Annotated in this window: 18 protein-coding genes; 17 read left to right on the top strand and 1 reads right to left on the bottom strand. The window is 44.2% G+C overall.

The genetic code is table 11. The annotated features are described in order from the left end of the window. Positions 1 to 9 precede the first annotated feature (9 nt). The 17 genes from cutC (FCL48_RS09005) (at position 10) to FCL48_RS08925 (ending at position 13,916) form a co-directional block, all read left to right on the top strand. Entirely contained in the window at positions 10 to 2,550 is a 2,541-nt protein-coding gene (gene cutC, locus FCL48_RS09005) for a choline trimethylamine-lyase (protein WP_136871941.1), read from the top strand. A 50-nt stretch (positions 2,551 to 2,600) separates the two neighbouring features. After that, a complete protein-coding gene (gene cutD, locus FCL48_RS09000) occupies positions 2,601 to 3,548 on the top strand; it encodes a choline TMA-lyase-activating enzyme (protein ID WP_136871940.1) in 948 nt (315 codons plus the stop codon). A gap of 42 nt (positions 3,549 to 3,590) precedes the next feature. Continuing rightward, positions 3,591 to 4,157, top strand: a complete 567-nt coding sequence (locus FCL48_RS25740) for a BMC domain-containing protein (protein ID WP_136871939.1) — start codon at positions 3,591 to 3,593, stop codon at positions 4,155 to 4,157. A 15-nt stretch (positions 4,158 to 4,172) separates the two neighbouring features. Beyond that, the gene (locus FCL48_RS08990) at positions 4,173 to 5,612 is read left to right on the top strand and encodes an acetaldehyde dehydrogenase (acetylating) (protein WP_136871938.1); all 1,440 of its coding nucleotides are present in this window, start codon (positions 4,173 to 4,175) and stop codon (positions 5,610 to 5,612) included. Between the two features lie 74 nt (positions 5,613 to 5,686). Further along, complete coding sequence (locus FCL48_RS08985) at positions 5,687 to 5,971, top strand: BMC domain-containing protein (protein ID WP_136871937.1); 285 nt, start codon at positions 5,687 to 5,689, stop codon at positions 5,969 to 5,971. A gap of 97 nt (positions 5,972 to 6,068) precedes the next feature. Beyond that, positions 6,069 to 6,737: a phosphate propanoyltransferase gene (locus tag FCL48_RS08980; RefSeq protein WP_136871936.1), complete on the top strand. Its 669-nt coding sequence runs from the start codon at positions 6,069 to 6,071 to the stop codon at positions 6,735 to 6,737. 36 nt (positions 6,738 to 6,773) lie between these two features. Next, positions 6,774 to 7,595, top strand: a complete 822-nt coding sequence (gene eutJ, locus FCL48_RS08975; RefSeq protein ID WP_136871935.1) for an ethanolamine utilization protein EutJ — start codon at positions 6,774 to 6,776, stop codon at positions 7,593 to 7,595. A 10-nt stretch (positions 7,596 to 7,605) separates the two neighbouring features. Continuing rightward, positions 7,606 to 8,199: a hypothetical protein gene (locus FCL48_RS08970; protein ID WP_136871934.1), complete on the top strand. Its 594-nt coding sequence runs from the start codon at positions 7,606 to 7,608 to the stop codon at positions 8,197 to 8,199. A 13-nt stretch (positions 8,200 to 8,212) separates the two neighbouring features. Next, the gene (locus FCL48_RS08965; protein WP_136871933.1) at positions 8,213 to 8,476 is read left to right on the top strand and encodes a EutN/CcmL family microcompartment protein; all 264 of its coding nucleotides are present in this window, start codon (positions 8,213 to 8,215) and stop codon (positions 8,474 to 8,476) included. A 17-nt stretch (positions 8,477 to 8,493) separates the two neighbouring features. Further along, entirely contained in the window at positions 8,494 to 9,042 is a 549-nt protein-coding gene (locus FCL48_RS08960) for a BMC domain-containing protein (RefSeq protein ID WP_136871932.1), read from the top strand. 3 nt (positions 9,043 to 9,045) lie between these two features. Beyond that, positions 9,046 to 9,387 carry a hypothetical protein gene (locus FCL48_RS08955; RefSeq protein ID WP_136871931.1) on the top strand — a complete coding sequence of 114 codons (342 nt, stop codon included), beginning with the start codon at positions 9,046 to 9,048 and terminating at the stop codon, positions 9,385 to 9,387. Positions 9,388 to 9,619: 232 nt separating this feature from the next. Beyond that, complete coding sequence (gene eutM, locus FCL48_RS08950) at positions 9,620 to 9,901, top strand: ethanolamine utilization microcompartment protein EutM (RefSeq protein ID WP_136871930.1); 282 nt, start codon at positions 9,620 to 9,622, stop codon at positions 9,899 to 9,901. Positions 9,902 to 9,985: 84 nt separating this feature from the next. Continuing rightward, positions 9,986 to 11,095, top strand: a complete 1,110-nt coding sequence (locus FCL48_RS08945; RefSeq protein ID WP_136871929.1) for a 1-propanol dehydrogenase PduQ — start codon at positions 9,986 to 9,988, stop codon at positions 11,093 to 11,095. Between the two features lie 69 nt (positions 11,096 to 11,164). Continuing rightward, entirely contained in the window at positions 11,165 to 12,490 is a 1,326-nt protein-coding gene (locus tag FCL48_RS08940; RefSeq protein ID WP_136871928.1) for a 4Fe-4S dicluster domain-containing protein, read from the top strand. Positions 12,491 to 12,504: 14 nt separating this feature from the next. Next, positions 12,505 to 13,056 (top strand): BMC domain-containing protein, encoded by a 552-nt coding sequence (locus FCL48_RS08935; protein ID WP_136871927.1) that lies wholly within the window; start codon positions 12,505 to 12,507, stop codon positions 13,054 to 13,056. 24 nt (positions 13,057 to 13,080) lie between these two features. After that, positions 13,081 to 13,440 (top strand): BMC domain-containing protein, encoded by a 360-nt coding sequence (locus FCL48_RS08930; RefSeq protein ID WP_136871926.1) that lies wholly within the window; start codon positions 13,081 to 13,083, stop codon positions 13,438 to 13,440. Between the two features lie 14 nt (positions 13,441 to 13,454). Continuing rightward, positions 13,455 to 13,916 carry a EutP/PduV family microcompartment system protein gene (locus FCL48_RS08925; RefSeq protein ID WP_205747678.1) on the top strand — a complete coding sequence of 154 codons (462 nt, stop codon included), beginning with the start codon at positions 13,455 to 13,457 and terminating at the stop codon, positions 13,914 to 13,916. 13 nt (positions 13,917 to 13,929) lie between these two features. Here the strand turns inward: FCL48_RS08925 and cutC (FCL48_RS08920) are convergent, their stop codons facing one another. Continuing rightward, positions 13,930 to 16,359: a choline trimethylamine-lyase gene (gene cutC / locus FCL48_RS08920; protein ID WP_136871925.1), complete on the bottom strand. Its 2,430-nt coding sequence runs from the start codon at positions 16,357 to 16,359 to the stop codon at positions 13,930 to 13,932. Positions 16,360 to 17,149 lie beyond the last annotated feature (790 nt).

Genomic DNA, 17,149 nt, shown 5'->3' with positions numbered 1-17,149 from the left:
GGAAGCAAAGTGGATCTCAACGATTTTTCAAATAAGCTTGCAGAGGCAACAAAAAACCTGACTCCTGACGAGCGGGCTTCTTTAAAAAAGATATTTGAAGGCATCTCTTTAGAGGTAGCCAAAAAAACAGTTCAACCACAGAGTACGATTGGTCCGGTGCCCACAGGAATTCCTAATGGCCCCACTGAACGTCAGGTGAAACTCAAAGAAAACTTTCTAAAGCAAGTTCCGACCATTACCACCCACAGGGCACGCGCAATGACCAGGATTGCAAAAGAGAATCCAGGTCTTCCTAAGGCAATTCTCCGCGGTAAATCGTTTAAACATTGCTGCGAAACTGCGCCTCTGGTTATTCAAGACAATGAACTTATTGTTGGATCCCCCTGTGGTGCACCTAGAGCTGGTGCTTTTTCCCCCGATATCGCCTGGCGTTGGGTCAGAGATGAAATCGACACCATCGGAACTCGTGCTCAAGATCCATTTTGTATCTCTGAAGAAGATAAAAAGATCATGAAAGAAGAGCTTTTTCCATTCTGGGAAGGGTTGTCTGTAGACGAGTATTGCGAACAGCAGTACCGAGAAGCGGGTATGTGGGAGCTCTCTGGCGAATCATACGTCACCGATTGTTCCTACCATGCAACAAACGGTGGCGGTGATTCAAATCCTGGATACGACGTTATCCTGATGAAAAAAGGTATGCTTGACATTGTCAAAGAAGCCAACGAAAAATTGGCTGGACTGGATTACGAAAATCCAGATGACATGGACAAGATATACTTCTACAAGTCTCTCATAGATACAGCTGAAGGTGTAATGATTTACGCCAAGAGACTTTCTGATTACGCCTGTGAACTGGCCGCTAAAGAAACCGATCCAAAACGCAAAGCAGAGCTTGAAAAGATTTCAGCTATCAACGCCCGTGTTCCTGCAAACAAGCCAGAAACCTATTGGGAAGCTATCCAAGCAGTCTGGACTATTGAGTCCCTTCTCGTTGTAGAAGAGAACCAGACCGGTATGTCCATTGGCCGTGTGGATCAGTACATGTACCCACTGTTTAAAGCTGATCTCGAAGCTGGTCGCATGACCGAGTACGAGGCCTTTGACCTTTCCGGATGTATGTTGATCAAGATGTCTGAGATGATGTGGGTCACCAGTGAAGGCGCTTCTAAATTCTTTGCTGGCTACCAGCCATTCGTCAACATGTGTTTAGGTGGTGTAACCCGTGAAGGTGTTGATGCAACCAATGATCTCACCTACCTGCTCATGGATGCAGTTCGTCACGTAAAAGTGTACCAACCATCTGTAGCGACACGTGTTCACAATAAATCACCAGAGAAATACCTCAAAAAAATAGTTGATGTTATCCGTGCTGGTATGGGATTTCCTGCCATCCACTTTGATGATGCTCACATTAAGATCATGCTTGCAAAAGGATGTTCTGTTGAAGACTCAAGAGATTATTGTCTCATGGGTTGTGTTGAACCGCAGAAATCAGGTCGTCTCTATCAGTGGACCTCTACAGCTTATACCCAATGGCCTATCTGTATTGAGATGGCACTCAATCACGGAGTACCTCTTTGGTATAAAAAGCAGGTTTGTCCTGACATGGGGCCAATTGAAGCCTTTGACACCTATGAGAAATTTGATGCTGCTGTAAAAGAGTATATCAAGCACATCACAAAGTGGTCCAGCGTTGGAACAGTAATCTCTCAGCGTATCCACAGAGATCTCGCACCGAAGCCTCTTATGTCAATGATGTACGAAGGTTGTATGGAGTCTGGACTTGACGTTTCAGCAGGTGGCGCAATGTACAACTTTGGTCCTGGTGTCGTATGGAGTGGTCTTGCTACCCATGCTGATTCCATGGCTGCTATAAAAAAACTCGTATACGACGAGAAGAAGTACACCCTGGCTGAACTGAACGAGGCCCTCAAGGCCGATTTTAAAGGTTATGAGCAAATAAAAGCTGATTGTCTTGCCGCTCCAAAATACGGCAACGATGATGATTACGCTGATTACATCGTCACTGACCTTATAAACTTCACAGAGCGAGAGCATCGCAAGTTTAAAACACTCTACTCTGTCCTCAGCCATGGTACTCTTTCCATTTCGAACAATACTCCTTTTGGTCAACTCCTTGGAGCCTCTGCAAATGGTCGTGATGCTTGGAGCCCTCTTTCTGATGGCATCAGTCCAACCCAGGGTGCAGACTTTAAAGGTCCTACTTCAATCATCAAATCTGTCTCTAAGATGCCTGCCGATAGTATGAACATCGGTATGGTCCACAACTTTAAGTTGATGGCGGGTCTGTTGGATACTCCTCAGGGTGAAAGTGGAATTATTTCACTGATTCGTACTGCAAGTGTAATGGGTAATGGTGAAATGCAGTTCAATTACCTTAACAATGACACCCTTATTGACGCTCAGAAAAATCCTGAAAAATATCGTGATCTGGTTGTTCGTGTTGCTGGCTATAGTGCTTTCTTTGTTGAGCTTTGCAAAGACGTACAGGACGAGATCATTAGTCGTACCATGTTGGAAGAAATCTAATTTTTGAAGATTCGACAGACGAGAGTAGAGACTGTTAAGGATTTGAAACTATGAACAACACAACGACAGTAGTTGAACGTAAGGCACGGATTTTCAACATACAGAAATATAACATGTATGATGGTCCTGGCTTACGAACAATAGTGTTTTTTAAAGGATGTCCTTTACGTTGCCAATGGTGCTCAAATCCTGAAAGTCAACTTGTCGGGCCTCAGGTGATGTTTAAAGAGAAACAGTGCGTCAACTGTGGAGGTTGTATCCCGGTATGTCCGGTAAACATTCATAGAATGTCTGCAGAGGGGGTCCATATTGTCGATCGTGATAAAGATTGTCTTGGTTGCAAGGCTTGCGAAGAAGCCTGCCCTCAAAATGCTCTTGCCATCATAGGCGAAATGAAAAGCATCGCGGAGCTGATCGAGATCGTAGAAGAGGACAAGATGTTCTACGACACCTCTGGCGGCGGTCTTACTATCGGTGGCGGAGAGGTGCTCATGCAGCCCGATGCTGCTGTCAGCTTACTTACAGCCTGTAAGCAGAGAGGCATCAACACAGCAATTGAAACCTGCGGGTATGCCCGGCCTAAAGTCATTGAAAAGATTGCCAAATGTACAGACCTTTTTCTCTTTGATGTTAAGCACATGAACTCTGAGCGACACTTTGAACTCACCGGTGTTCGTAATGAGATGATCCTTGAAAACCTTCAATGGCTCCTGGAAAACAGATACAACGTACGGATCAGGATGCCGCTGTTAAAAGGCGTCAATGATGGGGAAAAAGAAATCAGCGAGCTTGTTGAATTTTTGAAAGAGTATCAATTCCTCAAAAATTTCAAAGGGGTCGACCTCCTTCCTTACCATAAAATGGGCGTCAATAAGTACAACCAGCTGGAAGTAGAGTATCCGATTCAAGGTGATCCCAAATTGAGTGACACAGACTTGGAAAATATAGAAAACTATATCAAGAAATTTGATTTTCCTGTGGCGGTCATTCGTCACTAGAACTGTAACGCAGGCAATGAGTAAAGGAGCGTCGAATTAACTATGTCAGCACTTGGATTAATCGAAACAAAAGGACTGGTAGCGGCCATCGAAGCCGCAGATACCATGGTAAAGTCCGCTGATGTTCGCATTCTTGAAAAACATCAAGTGGGTGGTGGACTCGTTACCATCACAGTTGCAGGAGAAGTATCTGCAGTAATCGCTGCCGTTGACGCCGCAATTGCAGCTCTTGGACGTCTTGATGGTGCGATGCTTATCTCAAGCCACGTTATCCCAAGGCCCTATCATGATGTTTTAGCTATCTTTTTGGCGGACAATGAAGAGCCACAGTCTACTCAAGAAGATACTCCCAAAATCTCTCAGGCGGATGAGGTTTCCGCGGTTGAAGTTGAGCAGGCGAGTCCACCAGCTACAGGAGAGGTTGTGACTGAGGAAAAGGAGCCAGAACAAGGACAACAACGCTACACACTTTCTGAATTACAAATATTATCGGTCAGCAAGTTACGTATGTTAGCAGAGGGGGTTGAAGGTGTCTCCCTGAGCAAGCAGACAATTAAGACTGCGACCAAGAAAAAACTGATAGAAGCCATCTTAAACGTTTCAAAGTAGGTAGAGGAGTAATACATGGTAGACAAGGATCTATTATCAATGCAGGAAGCCCGTTCCTTGGTTCGTGCAGCAAAAAAAGCACAGGCAGACTTTTGTGAATATGACCAACAGCGCGTTGATAACATTATTAAAGCTATTGTTGAAGCTGCGGCAGCGAGTGCAGAGTCTCTTGCTCAGCTCGCAGTTGAAGAAACCGGGTTTGGAGTAGTACGAGACAAAAAAGCAAAGAATATTCTTGCAAGTGAAACGCTGTATGAAGCCATCAAGGATATGAAGACCATCGGTGTCCTAAACGATGATAAAGTACGAAAAGTCATAGAGATTGCCGCTCCTATGGGTGTTGTTGCAGGAATTATCCCTTCAACGAACCCGACTTCTACTGCCATCTACAAATCCATCATCGCCTTAAAAGCTGGTAATGCAATTGTTTTCACGCCACATCCCAGTGCCAAAAAATGTATCGGTGAAACTGTAAATATGATTCGCAAAGTTCTTTTGAACTGTGGTGTCAGTGAAGATATGGTCAGTGTTATGAGCGTTCCCACCGTTCAGGGAAGTGAGGAACTGATGAAAGTTGCTGATCTTATTTTAGCCACCGGTGGCCCTGGTATGGTTAAAGCGGCGTACAGTTCCGGAACACCTGCTCTTGGAGTTGGTGCCGGTAACGTACCTGCATACATTGAACGTAGTGCAAATATTGACGATGCCATTGCAAAGATCTTTATGAGCAAAACCTTTGATAACGGAACTGTATGTGCCTCTGAACAGTCCATTATCACAGATGCATGTATTGCTGACAAAGTAAAAGCAGCCGTCATAAGCAACGGTGGATACTTCCTTCAGGGAGAAGACCTTACTAAAGTAAAAAGAATTATGGAGCGTGGCAACGGCTCTATGAATCCAGCTATTGTCGGTAAAGACGCCGCCTACATTGCACAACTTGCTGGAATTACAATTCCAGTAGGAACTCGTTTACTTGTCTCTGATGAAAAAGGTGTCGGACCTAAATTTCCTTTTTCCAAAGAAAAGCTCACCGCACTCATCGCTTTTTACGTGGTTGAAGACTGGAGAGAATCCTGCGAAATTTGCCATGCCCTTCTTGAAAACGGCGGTGTTGGACACTCGCTGGCTATCCATTCCACCAATGAAGACGTCATTCGTGAGTTCGGTATGAAAAAACCAGTTTCCAGAATGCTGGTGAACACACCTTCTACCCATGGGGCTGTCGGTATTTCAACCGGTCTCTTCCCCGCATTGACGCTCGGCTGCGGTACTCTTGGAGGAAGTTCTACTTCTGATAATGTAACTCCACTCAACCTCTTGAATATCAGGCGAATTGCATACGACTCAGGCAATGTCTGTGCGCAACCTGCAGCAGTACAGACAAAAAAACAAGAGATAGATGTTGATGCGATCACAAAAATGATCGTCCAACAACTCAAGAACATGGTTTAAAAAATTACAGACTATTTTTGTTTAGAAAAACCGTTAATGAATAAAAGTTAACACCAAATTTTAAGGAGAAAACAATGTCCTCTTCTAACGCACTCGGAATGATCGAAACCAAAGGCCTCGTTGGCGCAATTGAAGCTGCTGATGCAATGGTTAAAGCTGCAAACGTTACTCTCGTTGGTAAATCTCTCGCAGGTGGCGGTCTTGTAACCGTTATGGTTCGCGGTGATGTTGGTGCTGTAAAAGCTGCAACTGATGCGGGCGCTGCTGCGGCATCTATTGTTGGTGAGCTTGTAAGTGTTCACGTTATTCCACGACCACATGGTGAAGTTGAAATTATCCTTCCAAAAACCGAAGGCTAATTACCACCCCGGGATATTTATACAGCTAAGCTGAGAACCCTGCCTTTACATTGAATTCTACTGTGAAGGCAGGCAACGTAAGACAAAGAAAGTGCACATGAACGATAAAGCCATAAGCGAGGTCCTAGAATTAGTTCTGAAAAATGTAATCGCAGAACTAGGCAATGACCGACAAGAAGCACCACGTGTTAAAAACAGTTGTGAGCCTATTCCAATAGAGCTTTCTGCGCGCCACGTACACCTCAGCCAAAAAGATGCTTATGCACTCTTTGGAGGTCCCCTGACGCCTGTTCGCGAACTTTCTCAACCTGCACAGTTTTTATGCAAAGAAAGGGTTAGGCTTATCGGTCCTAAAGGAGTCATGGATAACGTTGCAGTGCTTGGGCCTGTAAGGCCAAACTCACAAATTGAAATTTCCCAGACCGACGCAAGAACCCTCGGAATTGACGCCCCTGTCCGCCAGTCAGGAGACACCCAGGGCACTCCTGGAATTGTTTTGGCTTCAACCACCGGAATTGTTGGCGTTGAAGAAGGCGTGATCATAGCTGCTCGTCACATTCACATGTCACCGGATGAAGCCACAAGATTAGGTGTGACTGATATGGATAAAGTAAGTGTTCACCTCGATACAGAGCGCCCTATCAGCCTCAACAACGTGCTTATTCGTGTAAACAAGGATTTCAGACTTGCCATGCACATAGATCCGGATGAAGGAAATAGTGCTGGTTGGAACAAGACTGTTTCCGGTCGTATTCAGGGTTGTTAGTTGGTTTAAAAACAATGGTTTGTAGTGGAGTAAGCAGTGGACTTTAGCACAATTGATAAAAATATACAGACCCTAGAAAACTGCCTTGAGCAGACTCTTGCTGTTGATCCTAACGAGAAGCTACACGTAGGGATCGACCTTGGTACTGCATATATTGTTGTGGTCGTACTCAACGAGCAAAAACAACCGGTGGGATGCGCAATGGAGTTTGCCCAAGTGATTAAAGACGGGTTGGTCGTTGACTTCATGGGCGCCATGAAGATTGTACGAAAACTCGTTAAACAGTTGGAAGAGCGTCTCGGTCGAAAGTTAACCCACGCTGCCATCGCTGTTCCGCCAGGAACTGGCGAAAAAGACTGTTCTACACACAGTTATGTTGCTGAAGGAGCTGGACTTGAGGTTACATCAATCCTTGACGAGCCTACAGCTGCAAATGCCGTTCTATGCATTGAAAACGGCGTCATTGTCGATATTGGCGGTGGCACTACCGGTCTCTCTATCTTCAAAAACGGCAAGGTGACACACGTAGCCGATGAAGCAACGGGTGGAACCCATGTATCGCTTGTTCTTGCTGGCAACTATCGTATCTCATTTACCGAGGCAGAAGACCTCAAGATGAAGGTCGACCGGCATCATGAAATACTTACCATTGTACGACCGGTTATCCAAAAAATGGCCTCCATTATCAAAACACACATTGCCGGACATGATATTTCAGAAATCTATCTGGTCGGAGGCACTTGCTGTTTAACAAACATGGAAGAAATCATTGAAAAGGAACTCGGCCTGCCCGTTTTCAAGCCAGCGAATCCTTTTTTAGTTACGCCACTCGGCATTGCGCTTAACTGTGCGGTATAGGATAGACAACATGGAAATCGACGATCTTGTCCGAACCATTACAGCAAACGTAATACAACAGATACAAGCCAAACCAACGAAAGAATGTTGCATGGTTCTCAGTCAAAGAGACTCAGATGTAACTGAAAGAATTCAAGCGTTAGTGGGTAATAAGGTTGCGATTCTGTATTTCGGAGAAGAATTCCAGCCCCAAACAGTGAGTCGATATATCCTCCCCTCTCTCTCCTGCAATAACATGGCTAACCTGGCTGCAGGACGAGCGGAAGGCTTATATGTGAAAGAGGTAATGTCTCTTCTGCTGCAGGGTACTCAGGTAGAGGTTTTAGACTTTGAATATAAGAACTTTAGTGAGACCGCACCTGGACCGCTTTATAGATTATATGAGTCGTACCAAGACACTCTGAAATCTTTTGGCCTTGTCTCTTTTCACGAAATAAAACCTGAGTCCATCAGATTTTGGAAAGAACTTATAACAGAGAAGACCATCAACGAGACAGCGCAAAGAGGAGCATCAACACTGGTAGTATCACGCACCAGCAAGGTTACCCCTCTCGCAAAAGAGACAGCTAACAAGCTCAACATCACAATTCAAAAGTCTTTATAAGGAATCGCAATTCATGATTACCTGCAAAGTTATCGGTAACGTCTGGGCAACACGGAAGGAAAAAAGTCTCAACGGACTGAAATTCATGATTGTCCGTCGTACAGACCTGACCACGGACAAAGAATTTGATAGTTTTGTCGCAGTTGACTGTGTTGGAGCTGGAATTGGTGAAGAGGTACTTGTCACCCTTGGTAGCTCTGCACGTGAAGCATTCTCTAATCCAAACACTCCAGTTGATGCTGTCATAGTTGGCATCATTGATGGCAGCGAAAGCTGATTAAGGAATCTTATCGTATGGATACTCTTGGTGTTGTCGAAACAAGAACTATCGCCTCAGGAGTCCTGCTTTCTGATGCAATGATGAAAGAGGCGGATGTAGAACTTGTCAGAGCCTCTACGATTTGCTCTGGCAGGTATATAATTTTCATTGCAGGCGGCCGTGATGCAGTAGCTACTTCGGTGAAACTAGCAGAGGACTCGGATCATTCACTTGTTGGAAATTTTGTTATTTCAAATGTCTCACCCCAACTTTTACACGTTCTGCAAAAGGGTAGCGTAACCCATACTGGTGGAGCGCTGGGGCTTGTTGAGTGTCGCAATGTTTCATCGGGAGTAGTTGCAGCAGACAGTGCAATAAAACACTCAGATGTCCTGCTTTTACGGCTTGTCACAGGACAGGGTATTAATGGAAAATCATACTTCGTACTCAGTGGAGATGTTGCCTCTGTAAAAGATGCAACTCAAAGAGCTGAATCAATTCTTGGCAAAAACCTTATTGAATCAATTGTCATTCCACGCCCCAACGATTCAGTGGTCAGATCTCTCATAAAGGGAATACAATAAATCATGAAAAAACAACTCGTAGCAGTCAACAACCTAGACTCTTATATCTACCAGGCCTGTGCAACAATCTATGTTACTAAAAACATGATTTTGACTTCGGGGGCAAAAGATGAATTGAAGAAACGAAAAATCTGTATCGTCTATGGTGAAGCGCCCAGCGATGTGGACTGCACCACAGTCCCAGAACAAACTGAGACCGCCTCAAAAATGACAGATGAAGAAGATAGGGAACGACTCTTCTACGGTATTGCGGCAATGGCTAAAGAAGAATTAGGAATTGACGACCCAGAGATCTTAAAAAACATAAGTATCAAAATAGTAGACACTCTCAGAAAAAATATCTAAGCCAAGAAGAACATAATTAACGAGTAATAAAGTAACCCCGGTTAACGGGACTTAAGCGGGATTCTTTTTTAGTACTCGCTCGGAGTCTATCGCTTACCTGACGGGTAAGTACCTCGAAGGTTTCTCTTCGTGCACCATCTGGTACTAACCTAAAACTATTGATGTTAAAAGCCTTCCAGTTTTCTTGTTCTATATGACAGGTTCTCTGGAATAAAACACTAAGGAGAATGTAATGATGAATGCACTAGGAATGGTTGAAACCCGTGGCCTCGTTGGAGCGATTGAAGCAGCAGACGCAATGGTAAAAGCTGCAAACGTAGAGATTGTTGGTCGTGAGCAAGTTGGAGGTGGTCTTGTTACTGTTATGGTTCGTGGCGATGTTGGGGCTGTAAAAGCTGCAACCGACGCGGGTGCTGCTGCAGCTGAGCGTGTTGGAGACCTTAAAAGTGTTCACGTGATCCCACGCCCTCACCGTGACGTAGAACTTATTCTTCCTAAATCACTAGGCAAATAAGAACCATAGGCATAGATCATCCTCCCCTCTGATCTATGCCTATTTTCTGTAGTTTACCCAACAGAATATATATTGGAGATTTTGGTGACACAGTTTTGCGGCAAAACAAAAATTTGTTATGGCGAAGATGCCATGGATGCCCTTGAGAATCTTAATGCCACAAAGGCCTTTATCGTTACCGACGAGTTTATGGTAAAAGTTGGCTTTGTAGACCGTGTTAAAAGCCATCTCGATCGAAACGGAATTCCTCACGTTGTTTTTGCAGACGTTGAGTCTGACCCATCTCTTGACACTGTTATTAAAGGAACCAGACTTTTTTTAGAGAACAAGGCGGACCTTATTATTGCACTTGGCGGTGGATCTCCTATTGATGCGGCAAAAACTATTACCTATTTTGCCCATAAAGCTTCAGAAAACCCCATAAAGCTAACACTTGTAGCTATTCCTACAACAAGTGGTACTGGCTCTGAGGTAACGAGTATTGCGGTAGTTACCGATAAACAAAACGAAATAAAAATCCCCATAAGTGATGAACTGCTGCTTCCAGATGTTGCCATACTAGACGCACGTTTTACCAGAACGCTTCCTGCTTCGGTGACTGCAGCAACCGGCATGGACGTACTGACTCACGCAATTGAGGCGTACACCTCAAGAGAGGCGAATGTATTCACCTCTATCTATGCAAAATACGCCATTCGCTACGTGTTTAAATATCTCTTCCGCGCTTATAACTGTGGCGACGATATGGAAGCAAGAGAGAACATGCTGCTTGGATCCTGTATGGCTGGTATGGCATTTAATAACAGCGGTCTTGGAATCACCCACAGTATTGCCCATAGTATTGGTGGAATTTTCCATGTGCCACATGGTCTCGCCAATGCCGTTATTCTTCCGCATGTTATTCGCTTTAACAGCTTTGACGTTGGTATCCGCTACCAGAAAATTGCACAAATACTCTCCCTCCCTGCTGCAACAGTTGAAGAGGGTACAGCAAGTCTCATTGATGCGGTTTGTAAAATGAACAGTAGCATGAATATTCCTAACAACATTGGAGCTCTCAAAATCCAAGAGAGTGAATTTAAAGCACATCTCGATACTATTGCCGGAAACGTACTCAACGATATCTGCACAGAGGGTAATCCACGAAGACCATCTCACAGTGATATCGTAGACCTGTTACAGCAGGCTTGGTGAAGCCATGAGTAACATTCAAGTTGTCCAGGCTAACCAGGGAAAAATAAGGTTTTTTGAATAGAGGATTTGATGAATAATCAAATAATAGAGAAAATAAAACAAGCAGGTGTTGTAGGTGCAGGTGGCGCAGGTCTGCCAACCCACGTCAAGGCCGCTGCAACTGTAGAGACTGTACTTGTAAACGGTGCATCTTGCGAACCTCTTCTCATGAGTGACCCTTACCTCATGGAAGCTGAAATTGATATCGTTATTCTGGGTCTGCACACACTCATGGAGTGTACAGGGGCGAAAAAAGGTATAATCTGCTTAAAAGGCAAACACCACAAGGCTCTTGCTTCAGTACAAAAGGCGGTTGCACATGACACAACAGGGCGTCTAGACGTTTTCGTGCTGGAAGATTTTTATCCCGCAGGCGATGAGCAGGTTCTTGTGTATGAGGTTCTTGGCAAGATTGTACCTGAGCGTGGTATCCCACTCCAGGTTGGGGTCGTTGTCAGTAACGTAGAGTCTCTTTTTAATATTACCAATGCCATGCAGGGTAAACCACTCACCCACCGTTATTTAACTGTGAGCGGAGATATTAAAAATCCTATGGTGATAAAGGTTCCGGTTGGCATGGAGGTCTCTGAAGTGTTGGAGTATGCTGGCGGCCCTACTCTCTCTGACTACCGCGTCGTTGATGGTGGTCCAATGATGGGTCGTGTTTTGCAAGACATCCATCAACCAATCACCAAGACAACCAGTGGACTCCTTGTACTGCCACCAGATCACACAGTTGTTGCTGGCAAGGTGAAGGATCCCGATAAAATCCGAAGAATCACCAATACTGTCTGTTGCCAATGTACACGCTGCACTGACTTATGTCCGCGAAATCTACTTGGCCACTCATTGCACCCGCACAAGTTAATGCGTGTGATGCAGTCCCAAGAACTCGACACAGAAATAGCCAAAGAAGCGCTACTCTGCTCGGAATGCGGGATTTGTGAAAAATTTGCATGTCCCATGATGATCTCGCCAAGAGAAATTAACGCGCAGATTAAGAAAGTATTGATGGCAGCTGGAGTCACCTGGCAAGCTGGAGACAATCCTCCCAAAATCAATAATTTTAGAAAAAATCGCGCAGTCCCAACCAGTCGCCTTATCCAGCGACTTAATCTTGGAAAATATGAAGCTCATGCGGAATATGGCGGTGAAGCAACAAGTTCAAAGGTCACAATTCCCCTTTCTCAACATATTGGAACTCCAGCTATCTGTATCGTAAAGGCAGGTGACAAAGTAACTCTAGGTGATCTGATTGGAGAGATAAAAGAAGGTGCCATGGGTGCACGAATTCACGCAAGTATTACCGGTGTGGTTGAATCAATTACTGATGGCAAAGTAACCATCAGAGCCTGACAAAGGAGATTAAAATGGATTTTCGCACTATAGGTTGCGTAGAATTAAATAGCGTTGCATGGGGTATGCATATCGCAGATGAAATGGTGAAAAGTGCAAGTGTTAAGATTGTGTTAGCGCGTCCAACATGTCCGGGACGTTATATTGTCATAATCTCGGGCGACACCAGTGCAGTTCAAAGCGCAGTGGAAGTTGGCCGTGAACTTGGCGCAGATATGACTGTAGACTCGTTTACTATTCCAAGCGTCCATCCCGATGTTCTGCCAGCAATGAGTGGTACTACAGTGGCTCCTAAGATCGATGCCCTCGGTGTTATTGAGACCTACACCACGGCCGCATGTATTTTGGCAGCCGATGCTGCTGCAAAATCCGCCGAAGTTCAACTCATTGAAGTTCGTATGGCAGCAGGTCTTGCTGGTAAATCCTACGTGACCATGACCGGAGATGTTGGCTCAGTTAGGGCCGCTGTTGAATCCGGTGTCGCAGGCGTTGGTGAGGCTGGACCTGTTCATAGCCATGTGGTCATTCCTTCGCCAAGTGAAGAACTCAAGCCACACTTAATGTAAGCTAATTTTTACTGCCAACTCACCATGATTGATTTGAATAGTCAGCCACAGCAAAGAATTATACAGGAATATGTTCCAGGAAAACAGATAACACTGGCCCACGTTATTGCAAGCCCTGAGCGCTCAATCTACCTCAAGCTTGGTCTAGACAATGAATCAGCTGGTGCCATCGGTATTCTCACCATCACCCCTTATGAGGGGGTCATAATCGCAGCAGACGTTGCAACTAAGGCTGCGGATGTTGAGATTGGTTTTCTCGACAGGTTTGGAGGTTCTCTTTTGCTGCTTGGTGATGTTTCAAGCATTGAGACGGCGGTTGAGGAAGTTCTAAGGTATTTTAGCAGTGTACTTAAGTACACTACGTCAGACTTGACCAGATCTTAAGGCCGAGGTATACGGTGCGACAGGTACGTCAAAACAAAATAATGCTTATCGGAGAGACTTTTTCTGGTAAGAGCTCATTGATCCGAGCGCTTTCAGAAGATGTCTACACTCCCCGTCGGGCCATGGCCGTGGAATACTTCGGCAGGTTTGTCAACACTCCCGGTGAGTTTCTGGAAAACAGGCGATTTTATCATGCCCTGATCACATCAGCAGCAGATTGCGACACTCTTTTTTTTGTACAGGATACAACCAGAATTAGCTGTCTTTTTCCCCCACTATTTGCATCCATGTTTAACCGTAAGATTATCGGGATACTTTCTAAAATCGATAAAGAAAAGTCTAATAGTACTCTTGCCACACGTTTTCTTGAAAATGCTGGGGTGAAAGAGATTATTGCAACGAGTGCCATAACCGGAGACGGCCTTGACCGTCTCCAGCTATTAATATCGAATACTGCTGTTATATCTCAACAGTAGTATTGTAATGCCATTATTCCAACACAGTTCGACTGATTATTTCGTCTTGAACTTCTTTACATAATTCTACAAAGAAAGCACTGTACCCTGCCACCCTCACCATAAGATCTCGGTAGTCTTTCGGATTTTCCTGTGCAAGTTGGAGTACTTTATTATCGGTATAATTAAACTGCATTTGCGCATTTCCACAGATTGACGAAGTACGTAACAAGGTTATCAAAGCCGCCTTTCCTTCACTGGTATCCAGGGAGCCTCGCATAAGTTTAAAATTATGTGACATGCCAAGACTCATCGACTCCACGTTCAGTTTAGAAACCGACTTTATAACAGAAGTAGGACCCTTCTTATCTGCACCCTGAGAAGGACTCATACCATCTGACAGGGGCGCACCAGCTACACGGCCGTTTGGGGTTGCGCCCACCATCTCTCCTAATGGAGTGTTAAATGACTGAGATAAAGTGCCATGAATCATCCGTGCATAGAGCGACTTATATCCATTCATTGCTTTTTCGGTGTAATCGATAATTTCTGCTGTAATACTATCTACGTAGTCGTCGTCGTTACCAAACTTAGGAGCATTGTTGCAATCACGACGTATCTCCTCATACCCCTCCCAGTTGGCATCGAGAGCTTTTTTGATCTCAACAAGTGTGTATTTTTTGTCGTCAAAAACCAGCTTCCTGATAGCCGCCATACTATCTGCATAGGTTCCAAGTCCCGCAAAAATGGTACCTGGACCTTCATACAGAACAGCTCCACCAGCGGTTACATCTTTTCCACTTTCCATGCAGCCATCAACAAAGAGTGACATATAAGGCGTTGGTGACATGTCACGTACTATTTTCTGATTAATAACTGTTCCTTTTGCCGTCAGCTCCATGATATGATCAAGCTGTTTTTTTACAGCGGCATCAAAGTCTTCATAGGTGCTAAACTGGTCGAGATCACCCGTATCAACACCTAGTTTGTTGCCGTATGAGGTCATAATACCGCGATTAAAAACAAACTCGATGGCAATAGGCCATTGAGTAAAACCTCCTGCTGTCCATTGATGAATCCGCCCTGATTTTTGTGGTTCCACGCATCCCATAAGGCAATAATCTCGAGAATCTTCAAAATCAAAACCCTTTCTCAACATCATTTTTATATGTGCATCATCAAAATGACAGGCGGGCATTCCCCCACCGCACTCAACAACCTCAACAATTTTTTCCAGGTATTTTTGCGGAGACTGGTTGTGAATGCGGCATGCAAGTGACGGTTGATAGACTCCCACCCGTGCTACAGCGTCCATAACCAAATATGTGAGTGCATTTGTTCCATCCCCCCCTTCACGCTTCTGCCCTCCCACGCAAATGTTCACAAACGGCATATAACCCGCAAAATATTTGGCCGTTCCCCCTGGGGTGTACCAGATCATTTCAGAACATTTTAAAATGAAACAACCCATAAGCTCAAAAGCCATGTTGTCATCGAGATTACCATCCGCTTTATCCGCTTCATAGCACGGGTAAACATACTGATCAAAACGGCCAAGTGAAGTACTGCACTGGTTTTCTTCCAACATGAACAATGATTGTATCGTCCATATCGATTGTAATGCTTCATGAAAACTCTCAGGTGGGTTTGCTGGTACACGAGCATTGACTTTTGCAATCTTTTTAAGCTCTAATTTTCGCTTTGGATCTTCTTCCTTTTCTGCAAGTTGCATGGCAAACTTAGAGAGACGGCTCGCGTAAATCAAGATACCTTCACAGGTTTCAATAGCCGCTTGATAAAAATTTACTTTCTCCTGGTCTTTATTTTTCGCCTTAGCCAGATTCTGTAAATGAGTTTCAGCGTCCGCTTTTATACCGTTTACACCCTTGGTGAAGAGGATAATATCATACCCCGGGCTGGTATCCCCACCACCACTTGTATGGTGATATGTCAGATCACTCACACATGCTTCTGCAGAAAATTCCCAAAGACCTTCCTTACGAAATGCATCCTCACAGGCCTCATCAAGAGATTTGCCTTCCCAGAAAGGAAAAATCTCATCACGGAGTATCTTTTTATCTTCATCACTGATGACATATGGGTCCTGAGGTCGAGTACCAATGGTATCAATTTCATCACGAACCCATTTCCATGCAGTATCCGGAGAAAAAGCACCAGACCGTGCCTTACCACAAGGATGCCCCACAATAAGTTCGTCATTCTGGATAAACATTGGCGCAGTTTCACAGGATTTTTTGAATCCTAGAGCCCTACGGAGGTTGTTTGGTAAATCAGGATACTGTCGCGCCACAGCGGTGAATGCCAAAGCTCTATGAACAGTTATACTAGGTTTTACTTGCAGATATTTTTCTTTTAACCGCTGAATACGTCCTGGAAGTTTCGCTTTTTTGATATTTGAGAGTTGGGCTGCAGAACCATCTTTATACTTTTCCACTACTATCATGATTTACCCCATAAATATTGTACTTAAACAAAACATCGTAAGTAAAGTTTTAGTTTTTATCCGGATCATTCTACAGCGTTCCCGGTAGGGCAATGTCAACTACATTTTTTCAGCTTTGGGTATAATTAAACATTTGGGTAAATTCCTTGATAGGAATTCGCCAAACGCCAGATACCACAAGACCTACAGTAAATATTTCACTTTCAATTTTGATGTCTGGTTAAGATTTTGCGGAGGATATCTTTAATCGTTTTCGGCGTTTTGTATTCTGTTTCTGATGCTGTGGGACTGATTTTTCTGCAGCAGATTGCTGATTCAATTCGCCCTCGGAAATATTAGTTTTTTTGAGGCGTAAACTACTCTGACACGGCGGGTTAGCTTCATTGCGTATGTTATTACGAAGTTGTTGTACGCGGCGAATACGAACCGGTTCCCTGTACTGTTCGTGGTCGTAGATGCTAAAAAGAAAGAGGTGATGAGTCCTGATAGAATTTGAACCATCAAACTATTCGTGCTCTTTGCAAAAAAGTAATAAGCAGTAATATACCGTTTTCACACGGGAATTAAATTCAATGTCCCAGTGTAGCTTGTATATCAAAGCTACCTGTTCAATCGATATGTCAAAGCGATCAGTGACTATCTAAGACGATTTGTTTTTAATAACTCAACTTTCGGGATTGAATAAATAGGTGAAAATTATCAGTAAATGCATGATATTATGATATAAAACATTGAAGAGCCCTAACCTTTGAATTATAATGGAATCACCACAATTCATAATAAAATCAAA

It is taken from the genome of Desulforhopalus sp. IMCC35007 (assembly GCF_005116575.1).
Classification (GTDB): domain Bacteria; phylum Desulfobacterota; class Desulfobulbia; order Desulfobulbales; family Desulfocapsaceae; genus Desulforhopalus_A.
Note: the sequence above shows the minus strand (reverse complement) of the source record. Positions and strands in the feature narration are given on the sequence as shown.

Bases quoted from the DNA above. Each gene is read 5' to 3' on its own strand.
- FCL48_RS08990 (WP_136871938.1), top strand. From the start codon at position 4,173: ATGGTAGACAAGGATCTATTATCAATGCAGGAAGCCCGTTCCTTGGTT.
- FCL48_RS08970 (WP_136871934.1), top strand. From the start codon at position 7,606: ATGGAAATCGACGATCTTGTCCGAACCATTACAGCAAACGTAATACAA.
- FCL48_RS08985 (WP_136871937.1), top strand. From the start codon at position 5,687: ATGTCCTCTTCTAACGCACTCGGAATGATCGAAACCAAAGGCCTCGTT.
- cutD (WP_136871940.1), top strand. From the start codon at position 2,601: ATGAACAACACAACGACAGTAGTTGAACGTAAGGCACGGATTTTCAAC.
- FCL48_RS08955 (WP_136871931.1), top strand. From the start codon at position 9,046: ATGAAAAAACAACTCGTAGCAGTCAACAACCTAGACTCTTATATCTAC.
- cutC (WP_136871925.1), bottom strand. From the start codon at position 16,359: ATGATAGTAGTGGAAAAGTATAAAGATGGTTCTGCAGCCCAACTCTCA.
- FCL48_RS25740 (WP_136871939.1), top strand. From the start codon at position 3,591: ATGTCAGCACTTGGATTAATCGAAACAAAAGGACTGGTAGCGGCCATC.
- FCL48_RS08930 (WP_136871926.1), top strand. From the start codon at position 13,081: ATGATTGATTTGAATAGTCAGCCACAGCAAAGAATTATACAGGAATAT.
- FCL48_RS08935 (WP_136871927.1), top strand. From the start codon at position 12,505: ATGGATTTTCGCACTATAGGTTGCGTAGAATTAAATAGCGTTGCATGG.
- FCL48_RS08940 (WP_136871928.1), top strand. From the start codon at position 11,165: ATGAATAATCAAATAATAGAGAAAATAAAACAAGCAGGTGTTGTAGGT.
- FCL48_RS08960 (WP_136871932.1), top strand. From the start codon at position 8,494: ATGGATACTCTTGGTGTTGTCGAAACAAGAACTATCGCCTCAGGAGTC.
- FCL48_RS08965 (WP_136871933.1), top strand. From the start codon at position 8,213: ATGATTACCTGCAAAGTTATCGGTAACGTCTGGGCAACACGGAAGGAA.
- FCL48_RS08980 (WP_136871936.1), top strand. From the start codon at position 6,069: ATGAACGATAAAGCCATAAGCGAGGTCCTAGAATTAGTTCTGAAAAAT.
- eutM (WP_136871930.1), top strand. From the start codon at position 9,620: ATGATGAATGCACTAGGAATGGTTGAAACCCGTGGCCTCGTTGGAGCG.